This window comes from Methylocaldum sp. GT1TLB, assembly GCF_051027445.1.
GTDB lineage: Bacteria > Pseudomonadota > Gammaproteobacteria > Methylococcales > Methylococcaceae > Methylocaldum.
Genome location: NZ_CP194898.1, coordinates 2601867 through 2619086 on the forward strand (window position 1 = coordinate 2601867; position 17220 = coordinate 2619086).

General features: G+C 59.1%; 14 protein-coding genes. 4 read left to right on the forward strand and 10 right to left on the reverse strand.

The window, feature by feature from the left end:
- Positions 1-82 precede the first annotated feature (82 nt).
- Entirely contained in the window at positions 83-271 is a 189-nt protein-coding gene (locus tag ACR2R1_RS11285; protein WP_143735050.1) for a hypothetical protein, read from the forward strand.
- A 24-nt stretch (positions 272-295) separates the two neighbouring features.
- On the opposite strand, the gene ACR2R1_RS11290 is transcribed toward ACR2R1_RS11285, so the two are convergent.
- Complete coding sequence (locus ACR2R1_RS11290) at positions 296-934, reverse strand: transaldolase family protein (RefSeq protein ID WP_077728403.1); 639 nt, start codon at positions 932-934, stop codon at positions 296-298.
- Between the two features lie 149 nt (positions 935-1083).
- Positions 1084-1875, reverse strand: coding sequence for an HAD-IIA family hydrolase (locus ACR2R1_RS11295; RefSeq protein WP_077728404.1), 792 nt, complete (start codon positions 1873-1875; stop codon positions 1084-1086).
- Between the two features lie 119 nt (positions 1876-1994).
- On the opposite strand from ACR2R1_RS11295, the gene dhaL reads away from it, so the two are divergent.
- Complete coding sequence (gene dhaL, locus ACR2R1_RS11300) at positions 1995-2633, forward strand: dihydroxyacetone kinase subunit DhaL (protein ID WP_086135189.1); 639 nt, start codon at positions 1995-1997, stop codon at positions 2631-2633.
- Positions 2634-3133: 500 nt separating this feature from the next.
- Here the strand turns inward: dhaL and dhaK are convergent, their stop codons facing one another.
- The 4 genes from dhaK to ACR2R1_RS11320 form a co-directional block, all read right to left on the reverse strand.
- Positions 3134-4123, reverse strand: a complete 990-nt coding sequence (dhaK, locus tag ACR2R1_RS11305; RefSeq protein WP_086135188.1) for a dihydroxyacetone kinase subunit DhaK — start codon at positions 4121-4123, stop codon at positions 3134-3136.
- 186 nt (positions 4124-4309) lie between these two features.
- Positions 4310-7684, reverse strand: a complete 3375-nt coding sequence (locus ACR2R1_RS11310) for an efflux RND transporter permease subunit (protein ID WP_434110157.1) — start codon at positions 7682-7684, stop codon at positions 4310-4312.
- Positions 7665-8939, reverse strand: coding sequence for an efflux RND transporter periplasmic adaptor subunit (locus ACR2R1_RS11315; protein WP_240502382.1), 1275 nt, complete (start codon positions 8937-8939; stop codon positions 7665-7667). The genes ACR2R1_RS11310 and ACR2R1_RS11315 overlap by 20 nt, the downstream gene beginning before the upstream one ends.
- A 186-nt stretch (positions 8940-9125) precedes the next feature.
- The gene (locus ACR2R1_RS11320; RefSeq protein ID WP_434110159.1) at positions 9126-9473 is read right to left on the reverse strand and encodes a hypothetical protein; all 348 of its coding nucleotides are present in this window, start codon (positions 9471-9473) and stop codon (positions 9126-9128) included.
- Positions 9474-9718: 245 nt separating this feature from the next.
- Between ACR2R1_RS11320 and ACR2R1_RS11325 the strand changes: the two genes are divergently transcribed.
- Both ACR2R1_RS11325 and vapC read left to right on the forward strand, forming a co-directional pair.
- Positions 9719-9928 (forward strand): type II toxin-antitoxin system VapB family antitoxin, encoded by a 210-nt coding sequence (locus ACR2R1_RS11325; protein WP_156880216.1) that lies wholly within the window; start codon positions 9719-9721, stop codon positions 9926-9928.
- Positions 9928-10323: a type II toxin-antitoxin system VapC family toxin gene (vapC, locus tag ACR2R1_RS11330; RefSeq protein WP_077728413.1), complete on the forward strand. Its 396-nt coding sequence runs from the start codon at positions 9928-9930 to the stop codon at positions 10321-10323. Before ACR2R1_RS11325 ends, vapC begins: the two co-directional genes overlap by 1 nt.
- 85 nt (positions 10324-10408) lie before the next feature.
- Here vapC and ACR2R1_RS11335 read toward each other — a convergent pair whose 3' ends face one another.
- From ACR2R1_RS11335 to ACR2R1_RS11350, 4 genes are all read right to left on the reverse strand, one after another.
- Positions 10409-11860, reverse strand: a complete 1452-nt coding sequence (locus ACR2R1_RS11335) for a diaminobutyrate--2-oxoglutarate transaminase (RefSeq protein ID WP_077728414.1) — start codon at positions 11858-11860, stop codon at positions 10409-10411.
- A 127-nt stretch (positions 11861-11987) separates the two neighbouring features.
- Complete coding sequence (locus ACR2R1_RS11340) at positions 11988-14444, reverse strand: penicillin acylase family protein (protein ID WP_434110162.1); 2457 nt, start codon at positions 14442-14444, stop codon at positions 11988-11990.
- A 1-nt stretch (position 14445) separates the two neighbouring features.
- Entirely contained in the window at positions 14446-16149 is a 1704-nt protein-coding gene (locus tag ACR2R1_RS11345) for a cyclic peptide export ABC transporter (protein ID WP_086135183.1), read from the reverse strand.
- Between the two features lie 12 nt (positions 16150-16161).
- Positions 16162-17187 carry a CapA family protein gene (locus ACR2R1_RS11350; protein WP_168183883.1) on the reverse strand — a complete coding sequence of 342 codons (1026 nt, stop codon included), beginning with the start codon at positions 17185-17187 and terminating at the stop codon, positions 16162-16164.
- Positions 17188-17220: the final 33 nt, after the last annotated feature.

A 17220-nucleotide genomic window follows, 5' to 3' on the forward strand; every position in this document is an offset into this window, starting at 1 on the left:
AAGAAACGCGTTTCGGGTTATTCGATCCAAATCATAGTTTCCGGCATTATCTTTCGTCTCAGCACTCTGGTTGCTGATTTCCATGGTCAAATCGAGCATCTCGATCGAGCTATATTGGACTCTGGATGGATACCGTGTCGTGGTCTGGTCGAGCGGAAAGGTCGCTTACGCCAGGACCTATGCCTTACGCCAGGTCGCACTGAAGGCTTGCAAACGGCTGGCGAAATCGCTGACTGCTCCGCCGGAGAACCGGGACCGCCGCCCCGAGTAATCGAATATCGGAAAGCCGGCGACCTCAAGCATTGCGAACCGCACGTCCGAATTCCTCGATGGCTTGAACGGACAGGGGATGATCGCCCATCTCGAGTAACAGGGGCAAAGGAATGGTGACGTGATGAGCGCCCGCGACCACAGCCTGCACCACTTCGCTCGCGGATTTCAGACTCGCGACCAGAATCGTGGTCGGCGTGTCGCAGGCATCGACCACCTCACGCATCTCCGAAACCAGCGCCGCGCCGTCGCCTTGAAGACGCGTGCTGCGGTTCACATAGGCGATCGAATACGCCACGCCCGCCTCGCAGGTGAGATACGTCTGCGCGGCACTGTAGCTGGCAGTCATGCCGACCTTGACGCCTTCTTTGGCGAACTTCGCGGCCAGCACCAGATTTTCGGTGGTCATCCCGATCTTCAGCGCCACGTTGGACCTCAAGGCCAGGAAACGCCGCGCTTCGGCCTCGCGTTCGGACACGGTCGGCGCGGTCAGCTGATAAAAAACCGGACCGGGGCAAATGTCGGCCAGTTCGGCGATCACATCCTCCGGCTTGCGGTCGACTTTCGCCATCAAGGTCGGATTGGTCGTTATCCCGGCGACGAAGCCGAGCGTCATCGCCTGGCGTGCGTCGGCGGGGAAAGCTGAATCCAGAAACAGGGACATCGTGTTCTCCTCATAAGGTTAAATCTATCGGCAAAGGATTGCCTTCCCATGGCTGGGCCGTTGTAGGTCAGGAATCCTTTCCCGACGTAGGGTTCGTCGGCAAAGGATTGCCGACCTACCGCAGCCATCGGCCTGTGCTGATTGGCTTTCTATTGAATCGCGCCGATGACTTCGCGGATGTCTTCCATCACCCAGGTCGGCGCATAATCGAGGTCGGCCAGGTGCGCCCGCGTGGAAATGCCCGAAAGCACCAAAATGCTCCGAATGCCTGCGCGCACGGCACCGAGGATGTCGGTGTCCAGGCGATCGCCCAAGGCAACGGTTTCTTCGGGCGGCACCTGCAAGCGCTCCATCGCCAGTTGATACATGATCGGCTCAGGCTTGCCGATGATGGTGGGTTCGATACCCGTGGCGGCTTGCAAGGCCGCCAAGACCGCGCCGTTGCCGTGGGTCATGCCATGCTCGGTCGGAAGAGAAGTGTCGGGATTGGTGCCGATAAACTTCGCTCCGGCGCGAAGGTTCAGGGTGGCGGTGGCCAGCTTGTCCCACGACAGGGTTCGGTCCAGGCCGCAGACCACGTAATCGGCATCCTTTTCGTAGAGTTCCGCCAGGCGGAAGCCGTTTTCGAGCAAAGCCCGGCACACGCCGTCCTCGCCGATGGGGAACACCTTGGCACCGGCCGGCGCGTGCTGCTTGAGATACAGCGCGGCGGCGAGGCCGGAACCGATCACCTGCTCCCGGTCGACGCCAACGCCCATGCGGGCGAGCTTGGCGACGTACTGCTCCGGCGTGTTGCTGGCGTTGTTTGTGGCCAATACGAAACGGATGTCACGGGCCCGCAGGGTCTCGAAAAACTCCACCAGTCCGGGCATCGGGCGATCGCCCTCCCAGAGCACGCCGTCCATATCGATGATCAGGGCGCGAATGTCGTTGAGTGTCATGAGATCGATTCTCGATTATGGATTGCCGATCGAAGCGCGCCTAAATTACCCTTTGATGGCCGGCTCGTCGATACTTGGCCGCTTTTCAAAAACCGTAAACAACCCCGAAGAGTAGTCCCATGTCAGCAAGCACCACTCAAATCAAGGCCTACATCCAGGCTGCCGATGCCGTCATCCGCGAACACGCCGAAGAAGTCACCGAACTCGACCAGGCGATCGGCGATGGCGATCATATCGCGAACCTGCAGCGGGGCCTGGCCGCATTGGACGCGTTGGCGGAAGAGCTCGGGCGAATGGATTGGTCCGCCGCCTTCCAGAAAATCGGCATGAGCCTCATGAGCAGCGTGGGCGGGGCTTCCGGTTCGCTCTACGGCACGTTCTTTCTGTCCATGAGCAAGGCCATGCGGGACAAGGACATGAACCTACCCAATCTGGCCGAAGCCTTCAGCCAGGGCGTCGAATCGGTCAAACAGCGGGGCAAGGCCGATTTGGGCGAAAAAACCATGCTCGACGTCTTGATACCAGTGGCGAACGCTTTGCGACAGGCAGCGCGAGAGTCTTGGGAATTGCCGCAAGCTTTGGAAACGGTCAACCGCGTAGCCGGGGCAGGCTGCGAATCGACCCGCGACATGATCGCCACCAAGGGACGAGCCTCGTTCCTCGGCGAACGCGCCCGCGGCCATATCGATGCAGGGGCGAGGACCAGTCAGTTGATCATCGGGGCGATCGGGGACGTGCTGGCGAAGAGCTCACAGTAGACCCCTCCGCGGCTTGTTAGGTATCCCGGGAACCTTCTTACAGCTTATAGCCACTTGATTTCTACCTCTGCCCCCAGGGATTCGAGCACGTGCCGGATTCCCTCAACGCCCTTGTCAGAAGGAAGAGTTAAAGATACAAGCTCTCTGGCCATTATGCGGCGAGCCAGACGCTTCGCTTCAAGTCGTGGTTGCTGCCCAAACTCCACAAGCCGGGGCACCAATTGGTAGCGTGCTTTACCATCCCAATCTGTCCATGATCGGTTTGCATCCCAACTCAATACAGTAATTTTGATGCCGTTTTTCACAATTAGGACCTAATTCCATTCGGCATTCGAGTGAACACTCATCGTAGGGTGGGTTAGCGAAGCGTAACCCACCGATTCGAGGCCGCTCGGTGGGTTACGGCCTCGCGGCCTACCCCACCATCGATGGGTTTCGCTTCGCTCTACCCCTCCTACAAAATGAATGCCTTATTGAAAGCGATTTGGAGTAAAACGTTCTCAACATCCCCACCTCAACGCCGCCGTATGTACCGGCGCATCCCACAACCTGATCATCTCTTCGTCCAGCAGAGTCAGCGTGACGGAGCAGCCCGCCATGTCCAGCGACGTGGTGAAATTGCCGACCAGCGAACGGACGATGCTCACTCCGCGCTGATCCCAGAACTGGCGAGCGAGATCGTAGACCAGATAAAGCTCCATCAGCGGCGTCGCGCCGAAGCCGTTGACGTGCAGCAGGGCCGGCTGGCCTTTGGCGGGTTTCAGCTCGCCGTCGATGGCTTGCGTCAGGTGCTCGACGATTTCCGAAGCGCTCGCCAGAGCCATGCGCTCCCTGCCCTTCTCCCCGTGTATGCCCACGCCCATTTCCATTTCATTGTCGGCGATCTCGAAGGTGGGCTTGCCCAGGGCCGGAACGGTACAACTGGTCAGCGCGACGCCCATGGATGCGGTGGCCCGCACCACGCGCTCGCCCAGCGCCTTGCAGCCGGCCAGGTCCATGCCGGCTTCCGCCGCCGCGCCGACGATCTTTTCGACGATAGTCGTGCCCGCCACTCCGCGCCGGCCCATGCCCTGGTGCTCGGGGATGGACACATCGTCGTGCACCAGTACGGTCTCGTGGGGGCAGTCGAGCATTTCCGCCGCGATCTCGAAATTCATGACATCGCCGGCGTAATTCTTGACGATGAACAATACGCCGCCGCCGTTTTCCGTGGCCTCCGCGGCGGCGAGCATCTGATCGGGCGTGGGCGAGGTGAATACCTGTCCCGGACAGGCCGCGTCCAGCATGCCTAAACCGACGAAACCGGTGTGCAAGGGCTCGTGCCCGGAACCGCCGCCCGAAATCAGCGCCACCTTGCCCGGTACGCGCGGCGCGATGCGGACCATATAGCGGGGTTCCGGATTGAAGCGAACGATATCGGCATGCGCCAGCGCAAAGCCGCGCCCGCTTTCATCCAGCAAACTCTCGACAGTGTTGATGAATTTCTTCATGGGATTCCTTAAGACGTTCGATAACTCGTTAACTGAAGCGGCCCGCGGGCCTGGATAGCGTGCCTGAAAGCAAACCATCGGGCCCTCTTCGGGTCAAGCTTTGTCCGAACGGGTGCATGTCGGCAAAGGATTGCCGACCTACTTAGCGACGCCCTTTCGTAGGTCGGCAATCCTTTGCCGACACAGCTATACCCCGGTAGGAACCGCGCTAGAGGCCGCAACCTGCCGCGACTGCCCCAAAATGGCGTAACAGACCGGCGTGAGTATCAGGCTGGCCCCCATGCCGAACAACAGCCCGGCGGCCAGCGACAAGGTCATCGGGACCAGAAATTGGGCTTGCTGGCTGGTCTCCAACAGGGTCGGCAAAAAACCGGCGAAGGTCGTGAGAAACGCCAGCAGAATCGGGCGGAAGCGGACGGTGCAGGCTTCTAAGACCAGGCTATGGGCTTTGGGCTCTAGGCTACAGGAAGCAGCGATTGGCGAATCTTGCTCGCTGTCCTCTTCTAAAGCCTCGAGCCTAGGGCCTGTAGCCTCATGTTCCTTGATGTAGTCGAGCAGCACCAAACTGTCGTTCACTACCACGCCGCTGGCGGCGATCATGCCCACCAGGGATTCCATGGATAAAGGCAAACCCGCCAGCCAGTGGGCGAAAACCGCGCCGCACCAGGCGACGGGCGCGGCCAGCAGAAAAATCAGCGGAATGACATAGGAGCGGAACGGCACGGCGATCAGGGCGTAGATCACCACCAGGGCGATCAGGGTGTAGAAAGCGAGAGCATGAACGGACGCCTCCTGCTCGATTCGCTCCTCGCCCAGGCCTACGTCCAGCCCCGGGAACTGCTGTTTCAAACGGGGAATTTCCGCTGCTTCCAGATCGGCATAGATCGCATTGAGGTCCGCCGACTTGGGATCGACCCGCGCTTGCACTTTCAGCACACGCTGCCGATCCTGCCGGGCCAGCTTGGCGTAGCCGGGCACGAGGTCGATCTCGGCGAGGGTCCGAAGCGGCGCTTGTGCTCCGTTGGGCAGGCGGATCGGCAGATTATGCAGATCGTCCAAGGACTGCCGCTCGCTCCGGGGCAGGCGCGCCATGACTTTGACTTCGCTGCGCCCTCGTTGCAGCCGATGAACTTCGTCGCCGTAGTAGCCGTGCCGCGTCTGCTCGGCGACGTCTTCCAGCCGCAGCCCCAAGCGTTCCGCTTCAGGCTTCAGGCGAAGGCGGATCTCGGGTTTGCCGGGTTCGGCGGAGTCCACCACGTCGTACACGCCGGGATATGCGGCCAGTTTGCGCTTGAGCTGTTCGGCCGCCGCGGTCAGCAGCGACGGATCGGGCGCCCCGAGGTCGAGCTCGATATCGTAGGGAACATCGCCTTCCTTGTAGAGAAAATCGATTTTCGCGCGCCCGATGTCGCCGATGCGCCGGCGCCATTCCTGGATGAAATCCTCGACCACGATGTGTTGCCGTCCTTCCGGCGAAAGCTCGGTCCAGAATCCGGCGCCGTGCTCCCACACCAGCGTCTCCAGACCGACGATTACCGAGGCTGGCTCCAGGCTTGAGACCTGAGGCTGGAGACTTGAGGAAGATAGTGCTGCTGTTTTCTCTCTGCCTTTTCCTCCAGCCTGATCCAGTTCATCCCGCAACTCCAGCAAAGCCCGCTCCACTTTTTCCGCCGCCCGGAGGGTTTCACTATAGGGCGCATCCTGCGGTAACTTCAGATTGACCCAGAAACTGTCCTTGGTGACGTCCGCCTGCAGCGACAACCGGATATGGCCGCCGGCCACCAGCGCGGCGCCCAGCATCAGCAATACGGCGAAAGCGGCAACGGTGAGATAGCGCCATGCCAAGGCTTTTTCCAGAAAGGGTCCGTAAATCCGCCGGACGAAATCCTCCAAACCGCGGTTGAGCCTGATACGCAATCTCTCCAAGCGAGAGACATATGGGCCGGGTCTTGAGGGAGCGGCCAAATGCGCAGGCAAGATCAATAGCGCCTCGATTAAAGAAAATACCAGCGTGAGAATCATCACCAGGCAGATCGGCCGCATCATCTCCCCCGCCCAGCCGGGCAGGAACAGGCCGGGCAGGAAGGCAACCAGGGTGGTCAACACCGCCAGAATCACCGGCTGGGCGACGCTTTCCGCGCCGCGAATGGCACAGGCGAGGCTATAGGCTCTAGACTCAAGGTCTTGATTTTCCAGCGCCTGAGGTCTAGAGCCTAGCGCCTCTCCTTGAGCCTTCAGCCCATGGCCTGGGGACTCTGGCCTAGAGTCTAGAGTCTGTTCCTTATGCACCGCATCCCCGACGATGATGGCGTCGTCCACCAGAATACCCATGGCGAGCAGAAAACCGAACAGGGACAGCATATTGAGCGAGATGCCCAGCATCGGCATCAGCCAGAGCGCGCCGAACACCGAGGTGAGAATCCCCGCGCCGGCCCACAAAGCCACCTTGAATCGCAGAAATAGGCTCAGCACGGCGCACACCAGAACGAAACCGCAGAGGCCGTCCTCGATGAGAGTCCGGATGCGCTCGTCGTAGGCTTGGGAATCGTCCCACCAGGTAATCATCGAGAGCCGTTCCGGCAGCCGGGCACTCATCTCCTCCACATAGGCCTTGACCCGGCGGGCGACCTCGACCGTGTCATGCTCGGCGTGGATTTCCCAGCCCTGAGCCGTCTCGCCGTTGTGGCGCCATGCCGAGAGGCGTTCTTCCAGGCCGTCAGTGACGGTGGCTACGTCGCGGAGCAGCACCCGGCTGCCGTCCGGATGGGTTTTGAGCACCAGATCCCCGATCGAAGCTCCCTCTCGGGCTTTGCCCTTGACCCGCAGCAACAGTTCACCGGCCGGGCTCTTCACCATGCCGCCGGGCAGGTCCACCGAAGTCCGTCGGACCGCGTCGGCAACATCGTGCAGGGACAACCGGTGTTGCCGCAGCCGTTCCGAAGAAACCTCGATGGCGATTTCGTAAGGCACGTCGTAGTAATTGAGGGCGCGGGTGACGCCGGGTAACCGCGCCAGATCGCCCTGGATACGTTCGCCGAGCCGCTTGAGGATGAGCGGATCGGTGGGACCGTGCAGCGCCACCCAGATGACGCCGTCGTCGCCCTCCCGGTAAGCCGGCTGCACCTCGATCTTTTCGAGAGTCTTCGGCAGTCGCTGAATGGACTGGACCCGCCCGCGCACGGCGTTCATCACCCGGTCTTTGTCGTGACCCGGCAGAACCACCACATTCACCCTACATTCGCCCTCGCTGATCTCCGACTTGAGCCGCTTGACGCCCGGCAGATCGTAAACCGCCTCTTCGATGCGGATGCACACCGATTCCTCGATCTCCAAGGGCCCGGCACCAGGATAGATCGCCTTGATTTCGATTTGGTGGGGGAGAAAGCGTGGAAACACCTCCTTGTCCATGACGATCAGGCTGCCGATTCCGCCGAACAGGATCAGCAGCATCAAGAGATTGGCGGCGACCGGGTTGGAAGCGAACCAACCGACGAGACCCGAGGAAAAGGTTTGAGACTTGAGGCTGTAGGCTTGAGAGCTATCAATTGGAGGCACGGTCATTCCTTTCCTCCGGCCCCAAGTCTCCAGCCTCGAGTCTCACGAGCATTCCCTCCACGGGCACCTGCACGCCGCCGATGACCACCTTCTCCCCGGCAGCCAGTCCGCCGCCGATCAAGACCCGATCGGCTTCGGTGCGCAGCACCGCGAGGCGGCGGATATGGAGGTGCCGCTCGGCGTCCACCACCAGCGCTTCCTGAGCCGCATTGACGGCGCCGGGCGGCAGCACGAAAACCCCGGACTGTTCCCTGCCATCGATCTCAGCCTTGACGAACAAACCGGTCAGCAAGGGTTGGGGATGTTTTTGCGCATACGGCTCCCGAACTTCCGCCACGAGATGCAAGAGGCCGGTCGCGTCGTCGACTTGCGCCTCGCTGCGCACGATGCGCCCCTCCCAGCGCTGTTCGACGTTCCCGAGATCCGCCGTCAAAATAACCCTGGGGCCTTCGTCGCGATGGCCGTTGCGCCGGCCCAGGTCCAGATCGAGGTATGCCAGTTGATCGGTCGAAACCGGCAAGCGCACCTCGGCCACATCGGTGGCATAGACCCGCGCCAGTTTTTCGCCGGGCTGCACGTATTGGCCGAGTCCCACGTACTTGGCCAATACCCGACCTGCGAACGGCGCGTGCAGTTCACACCGGCTCCGCTGCACGCGAGCCTTGACCAAATCGGCTTCGGCGGCTTTCAGCTTGGCCCGCGCTTCGGCCAGTTGCGGCTCGTGCAGGATGAGCGGCGAGGGCTGTCCTTCGCCGAGAGCCTGCCATTCGCTTCGAGCCTGTTCCGCTTCGGCTTCCTCCTGGGCGAGCCGACGCTTAGCCTCCGCAAGCTGGGCTTCGGCGGCGAGGACGGCCTGATCGTAGTCGCGGGGGTCGAGGCCCACGAGTTCCTCGCCCATCTCGAAGAACCCGCCGGCGACGAAATCGGGATTCAACCGGATCACCTTGCCCGCCACCTCCGCGACCCAGTCGATTTCGTTGCGGGGCATGACGACACCTTGTGAACGCACGTTCAACCGAACGGTCTGCGGCTCGGCACGAACGACCGAGACCAGCGGCGGTTCCGCTTTGGCGGGCTGGGTTTCCAGCGCCGGCCGGTGGGATACGATGGCATAAGCGCCGACCGCGCCGGTCAGCAACACGAGAATGGGGAGGAGGATTTTCATCTGGACGTTAACTACGCCGGAGGGAAAGCCCCAAGCTTCGACGCCTATCTCGCTGCTCGGGCGGGCACCCGGCGCACGCTCTCGGTTCGGCCTCAAGTCCAACGTCCAAAGTCACCAGCCTCATGCCTCTCCAAGACTCACCGGCAGTTCACCTGCCCCGTTTGGTGCGTGGGCCAAAGCCCGGCCGAGACGGGCCCATCACAATCAAAAAACCGGCCATCGCAAGACCGGTCCGGCGTGTATCTGTACCCAAAGCGCCGGGCGGCGTTTCAGCCATCCGTGTCATCGGCTATCCAGCTTGGCCTTGGCGGCCGTCGCCACGGCACCGATCTGTTCGACCTCGGCGCGGAAGCGTGCCTGTTCAGCGTTTGCCGTCTCGGCGATGACCGAGTTGTCTGCATTGGCTTCCTTGACGATGCAGTCGTTGTAGGCTTGCGCCTTTTGCTGCCAGTCTCTCGCCGCCTTGAGACTGCGGTTGTAGGCGTCGACGCTGCGGGAATCGATCTCCGGCGCGGCCGGCCGCGTTCCGCAACTTGCCGGACTCCATTTGCCGTCGGCGAGAGTACCGGCATGGATCTCCAGCGCAACAATCAGCATGACAAGGGCGGCAGTCAGTGTGCGTCGTTTCACGGATTACTCCTGAAGGGAATAGCAAAACCAAAGACTCGGCCAAAGGCAATTTGCCGCAGCCATTCCATATAAGACGTTTGACCGCCCCAAAACCCGTACTCCGGTCACTCATTTTTATTGGTACGGCAAATAGTGAGTCCGTGTGTTCCGCTTTACGCGGGCCGCAGAAGCGCGGGAATCCGTTCGTTGAATTATGCACATAGTGCTGACAAAATTATGTGCATTGAAAATAGGATTTTAATCCCATGAGAACGCATGTCGATTTGGATGAAAACCTGCTTGATCAGGTAGTGCAGTTGGGCCGCTTCCCGACCAAAAAAGCCGCTATCCAAGCCGCTCTGACCGAGTTCGTCAAAACGCTCAAACGCCGGCAACTGCTGGCCTTGCGCGGTCAGATCCCGTGGCAGGGTGACCTCGATCAGTTACGCGCCAGACCGAACCTCGAAGAAGACTGATGCTCGTCGATACCTCGGTTTGGATCGACTATTTCAACGGCCATGCCTCAGCGGAAGCGGATCGGCTGTCGCAGGCGCTAGCCGATGCCGAACCTATCGCGCTTCCGGGTGTAGTATGGACGGAAATCCTGCTCGGCCTGCGCACCGAATCCGAAGCGGTCAAAATTTCCGGTTTGTTGGAAGCGTTCGACTACGTCAAAGAGCCTGCGCAGTCGGATTATATCGAGGCCGCAAGGATTTACCGGGCTTGCCGCGCCAAGGGCTATACCATTCGATCGACGATCGATTGTGTGATCGCGCGACTCTGCCTGCGCGACAACCTGCCACTACTCTGCAAAGATCGCGATTTCCAAGCTATCAGCCAATGTTTTCCCTTGCGCTTGATCGCGATCTGAAAAACGCGACGCAAAATACTGAACGAGACCAAGCCAGAGGCTTAATAGAGTCGACAATCGCAGCCGCTCCGTTCCTCCTATTGCCTTAAGTCTTCGGCCTCTTACCAGCCCCCCTCACAGCCTCCTCGAAGATTCCGGCGATCCGGTCGATGTCGCCCGCGGTCACGATCAGAGGCGGCAGGAAGCGGGCCACGCTTCCCTGACGCCCGCCCAATTCGAGAATCAAGCCGCGATTGAGACATTCCTTTTGAATCCGGCGCGCCAGTTCGCGGCAAGGCGGACGAGCGCCGAGACGATCGGGCTCGGCTCGCGCATCCACGATCTCGGCGCCGATCATCAGGCCCCGTCCCCGCACGTCGCCCACATGAGGCGACTCCCGTTGGATACGGCGCAGATGGGCCATTAAACGCTCGCCCATCGCGTCCGCATGGCGGTCGAGCGTCTGCTCCTTGACGAATCGCAGAGTCGCGGCGCCCGCCGCCATGGCCAATTGGTTGCCTCGAAACGTGCCGGCATGGGCGCCGGGCTCCCAGCGGTCCAGACTTTCGTGGTAGACCGCCACGCTAAGCGGCAGTCCGCCGCCCACCGCTTTCGAAAGCACCAACACATCCGGCAGGATGCCGGCATGCTCGAAGGCATACATCGCTCCCGTGCGACCTACGCCGGTCTGTACTTCGTCGACGATCAAGGGAATCTCCCGTTCGCGGGTGATGCGCCGTATTTCCCGAAGCCACTCGTCCGGCGCCGGAATCACCCCGCCCTCCCCTTGCACGGCTTCCAGGATCATGCCGGCGGGCGGCGCGATGCCGCTGTTGGTGTCGTCCAACAGCCTCTCGATGTAGGCGATGGATGCGCGCCAGGTCGCCTCGCCGCCGAGATTGAACGGGCAGCGATAGGCGTAGGGATAAGGCAGGAAATGCACCTCGGGCATGAGTCCCCCGATCGCCAGCTTGGGCCCGGTCTCGCCGGTCAAGCCCAGCGCGCCGTGGGTCATGCCGTGGTAGGCCCCATGAAAAGCAAGGACCGAACGCCGACGAGTGGCGGTCTTGACCAGCTTGAGCGCCGCTTCGATGGCATCCGCCCCGGACGGCCCGCAGAACTGGATACGGGCGTGGCCGGCGAATTCGTTCGGCAGCGTAGAGAAAAGCTCCTCGACAAAAGCGTCCTTGACCGGCGTCGTCAAATCCAGGGTTTGCCAGGGCACGCCATCGGCCACCGCGCGTTGCACCGCTTCCACCACCACCGGATGATAGTGCCCGAGCGTCAAGGCCCCCGCCCCAGCCAGGCAATCGATATAGCGCCGTCCGTCGGTATCCTCGACATGAATGCCTTCGGCCCGGCGAATGGCGATGGGCAGCTTGCGCGGATAGGTCCGGGCGTTGGATTCGAACGCCGTCTGCCGATCCAGATAATACGCGTTGCCCGAAATATCGTTCCGCCTCGTTCGATTCGATGACGCCAACGATAATCCGTCGGCCCCGGCTAAGGGTTCCTGCGAGGGAAGGTCAATTTTCGGCTCCGCAACAATGTGCGTCATGATGACAACTCCGTTTCAGTTTTATGCGATTCGTTGCCCGAAGCACTTCCGGGCATCTGGTCCCACTGCCATGCGGCACCGGGCATTTCCGCAAATCCTTGCCCCCTCTCTTCCAATCCCACTGAATTCAGTCCTCCACTGGCACCAGATAAAGCCGATGAACGAGATCATCGACTAAAAAAGGCGTAGGAGTTCCTTCCACCCAAGCCGAGTGTTGGTCGTCATAATGTGCCGACAGCGGATGCCCGGATTGGCCTCCCGGCATATGGAAAAGGCCGTTGAGTTCATGACCCGGCGCGACCACCATACGCTCGCTGGCTCCATAGCCGGGCGAGTAAACGCGGACGCATTCGCGGCATCCCGACACGGGAACCGGCGGCATGTCCAGGAAGGTGCCGAGCAATGGAAGCGCGGATGAAAACGGATGGGCGATAGACACGCGATTGACCGCGCCCCAAGTCAGCGATTCCGCGGACTCGCCTCCATACTTAGCAGAGATGTTACGCTCCGACCGTATCAGGAGATCGCGGAGAAAAGCATCCCAATCCGGATAGCGTTCTTTGTGAGGCAACAATTCCGGCAATTTCGCCTCTAGAAGTTGCTGCAAGGGCTCATCGATGGTCGCTCTCTGAAGCCGGAAGCCGGGATCTAGGCTACGACACCTCGTCAGGTAGGGAGAAATAACCTCGTCGAGCAACAAGCGGCGAAATTCCACCAGCAGCGCAAATCCTACCGACCCTTTTTCCGCGGAACCGTCCCACCTTTCCAAGCTCTCCCGCCAACGTTCCCCCGCCTCGCGCGCATCGCCGGGCGGAAGAGACAGGGCAAGCCGTTGATAAAACCGATAGAACTCCACCCGCGTGTCGAGTTGCAGGGTAAGCATATCCCGCTCGTCGAGATTATTGGCCATGGAGAGTTTTTCGGCGATTCGGTGGGCGCGGTGCCCGTGGTCGAAATCATGGCCGATGACATAGGGATAATCGTCATTGAGCATCCGCTGATTGGCGTTGACGATGAAACCGGCTGACGGATTCACCGAGCGTGGCAGCTCTTCGGGCGGAATGTAACCTTTCCAGCCGCGCGAGCCATCTGCCCAAGAGCGGGTAACCGATCCGTCGAAACCGAAGCGTCTCGGGATTTTCCCCGTGTAAGTCCAACCGATGTTGCCTCGGCTATCCGCCGCCATGGCATTCAAGGGCGGACCGCCGCCCCGGTTGAACACGGCCTGGGCGGCAGCGACATCCTCCACCGCATCCAGGTTGAGAAGATGCAGGTCGGTAGCCTCCGGATCCAGGGCGGTCCAGTGTACGGCCACCCGCTTGCCCAGTAGGGGTTCGGGCAGAGCGGGTCCCCAGATGGTTTCCAGTACTTTGAACGTGCGCTCGGTTCCGTCCCGTACCGGCACCGTTTCGATGCGTTCGCCGAAGCGGGCAAATCCCTGAGGCGTGCGATAGCGTCCGGGATCGTCCGGATCGAGTTCCAGTTCCACCAAATCGACGAAATCGCCCTCTATGTTGGTAAAGCCCCAGGCCACCTTACCGTTGGAACCCACCACGACCAGAGGGATTCCCGGCAAGCCAAGACCGGTGAGCTGCACGTCCTCGTAGCGAATTTGCACCCGGTACCATATGTTGGGGACACGTAGCGACAAGTGCATATCATTTGCGAGGATGGCTCGTCCGTCCCAAGTTTTCGAAGGACCGACCACCCAACCGTTCGATCCCTTGGGGGCAGGACCGTCCGTTGCCAAACCGGCGTAGTGTTCTCCAGCATTCCTCAGCAAGGCAGACAAGTCCTCCTTGGGAATCGGAGGGAGCCGAGTCCGAGAGGCTTTGCCGCTTAGAAGTTGGTTGGTGTAGCGATCGACGGCCGGAGAGAAAAACGCATTTACCGCTTTCGGCAGGGCGGCCTCCATGACCGTGGCCATGCGCTCCGCTTCCCCCGTCCATCCCAAGTCCTCTTCCATGGCCAGCACCACCAGCAGGCTGTCCTCGGGCCGCCAAGCGGAAGGCCGATATCCCAACAGCAAGAATTCGAACGGTACGACCGGCATGGACGCCATTCCCTGGTTGATCCCCGCTGCATAAGCCTCCAACACCCGCAACTGATCCTCCGGAAGGCGTTTCACAATAGCTTCGGCCACATGTTCGAAACCCATTACCCGATGCCGATGGTCCGACTCCACCAAATCTTCTCCCATGACCTCGGCCAACCGTCCCGCCATTTGCCTCCTCAGCAGATCGAGTTGAAACAGGCGGTCGCGAGCGGTCACAAAACCTAACGCATAAAAGGCGTCCTCGCGGGATTTTGCCGAAATCGAGGGAATTCCCTGGCTGTCGAATTCCACCACGACGCCCGATGCAAGCTCAGTAAGCCCGTAAGTCCCCTGCTCGGGGGGCAACGATAGTCGTAGCGAGCAATACCCCGCCAAGCAGCCGGCACCGATCAAAATGACGGCGCCGAAAAACAGGCGATGCGTTACTTTCGTGCTCGTTCGGTTCCACCGCCGTGACGACATTCGGTTCGATAGCTCTGCCGAAACCGCCGATTTTTCTTCCTTGTCTCCAGGGCTCGAGCAACCCATTTCAGGCTCCATGGCCGACCTCTAACATTGTCGTAGTAGGGGCGGCGAAATTTTCGGCTCTCCCATGGCTATCGCTCGCCTCGGCCACCGGCACCTCGAAAAGCTTTCCGTCCCGCAGCTTGAGACAACGATCCGCCAATGAAAAATACGCATCGTCGTGAGTAATCACGATAACCGTCTTTCCGCGGGATTTTAGGGAACCGAGAATCTCTCGGTAGAAAATCCTCTTGAATATCGGATCCTGATCCGCAGCCCATTCATCGAACACATAGAACGGACGATCTTCCAGATAAGCAACCAGAAGTGCGAGCCGTTTTCGCTGCCCTTGCGATAAATTGACCGTAGAAAACTTACCGTCCTTGACGGTGACCTTGTGAGCGAGGTCCAGATGCTTCAGGTATTCCCATATTTTGCTGTTGGATTCCAGATTGTCGAAGCCCAATAGGTTTTCGAACAGGAAAAAGTCGAAAAAAATGGCCGAGAAGTGCTGTCGATAATATTCGAGATTTCCATCGTTTATCGGTTCGCCATCCAACTGTATTTCTCCGCTTTCCGGCCGATATAATCCAACCAATAAAAAAGCTAACGTGGATTTCCCGCTGCCGTTTCCTCCAATAATAAAAACGATTTCACCGGGGTATAGAGTTAGGTCGATAGGGCCGAGTACGAACTCCACGCGCCCGTCTTCTCCACGATAACAATGCTGGACTTTCGAAAGCTCCAAAATCGGCGTACGCGCTTCGGGATCTCTTCTTGGAAGCAGCCCGTAATCCTGATTTTTGCCGGAAAGCCCTTTCTCCAGAGCGTGAATCTTTCCGGCCGACACCCTGGCTTTCGACAGGATAGGAATAACTTCGAGCAGAAGCTGGAGCGGCATAGCCATGTATAAAATGATCAAACAATAGCCTCGCGCGATCTCGGACGGAATTTCCTGCCACTGAGGCAGAATGAAAAGAATCGTACCGATCACTGCGTAAAACAATCCGTTTCCCCAGTTGATGGCGACCGCATACCACAGCATTGCCGATAGCCTATTCCGACGGCAATTGATAATCGAAGCTTCCACGCAGTCCGACAAAAACGCCCGGCGACGCGGCTGATTGAGCTTTAGCTCCTTGATTCCATCGGTCATGTTCCGAATGTATCTATATACCGAATCCTCGTGCTCGCGGGCGACCACCAGCCATCGATAGGCCCAGTATTGAATCGTCCTAAAACTGAGGACGCCGACGGCCATGGCCCCTAACACGATCCAGAGGATATCCCTCGATAACCAGCCGAGATAACCCAGGCCGCCGAACACCACGGCGATATTGACGCAAATGGAAGGAATTCGGGTGAACGCCTCGGAGACTGCCGCCACATCTTCTGTGAGATTTGCCAAGGCCTTGCCGGGGCCCATTTTCTGAAATTCAGCCAGCGGTAATTCGAGAATTTCTCGACACAGCCTGATTCGTAAATCACGAATCGTATTTTGTCCTAGGAATATGACGACGTATTCCGATACGAGCCTGGCCGCGATAAAACTGCCACACAGTCCGACGAATACCGGCCAATACTCGTCTATAGAAGCAGGGGGCTGCAGTGCGCCATTGATCACGGCGAGCAGTGCGACCCCGCTAAGCCCACTAACCATGCCCGTTAGGGCAGCGATCAAGAGCGCGATCCATGACCGAAACGGAAGAAAGCCGAATAAATCACTCATCGGGTTGTCACATTATCGAGACCGAGCAGGTTCAGTGCGGCGTATTTCGAGCTCGACGCATCGCTGTTTCTTGTGCAAGAACGCATATATAAACTCCCAGTTCATTCTGCCGACACCCCAGACACCGTTGCTATCCGGCCCGATATCGGCTTTCAGAATAATCCCGATAGGGGTATCTCCCCTATTTTCAGAGGAGCAAAAATTTCCCAATGAATAAGCTAATAATCTTGTATTGCGATTAGTTTCACAAAGCTCGACTGGTTGCGGACAATGCGAATGATGGCCGATGATCATATCCCACATGTTTAATAATCTGCGGCCGTGCAGCACCTGATGATATTTAGGACGCAATTGCATTTCGTATCCCCAGTGCGGATACAAAATATTGAATTCGGCATCGCCAGCAAAATAATCATCGACCTCATCTATCGTCGCTACGAATTCGCATTTTTGATTCGACCAACGGGTACAACCGACAATATTTACCTTACCGTCAATGAGCACAGACGGTTCATCCCGCCTTCCCACGGTTATAAAGCCATAATCTTGCAGCCGCCGGTAGGATTCGCAAAACCCATCCCAGCCATAATCGCCCGTGTGATTATTGGCACAGGACAGAACCGTGCGCTCAGGTGGAAAAAGCTTGGACAGATGGTCCAAAATCTCCTCGGTGTGAGCCTGGGCCATAAACACCTGCTTGCGGTGGCCGGTAACAATAGTCCCTTCGAAATTACCGACCAGGAAATCCGTATCAGAGAAAAAGCGCCTGATATCCTCCCCGATTCTTAAATCCATTCCTTCGAGGATCATGATATCTCCGATAAAACCCAGCTTTATCCGAGGCATAACGGTATTTATCACGCTGTTATCGGGAACGAATTCTTCGAATGGGCCGTGGCTTCGCGGCGGATTGATCAGGACGTGGTAAATCCACTCCAATCCCTCGACGAGGCTATAAGGCTGGGAAAAATATCGGGGCGGCTTGTCGTTATCCCAACCGGGGCACCTTACTGCTACTTTGCGTTTGAGCAGGTCCATCGAACTAATCCGGCGTGTTGTTTCAGGGTGGAT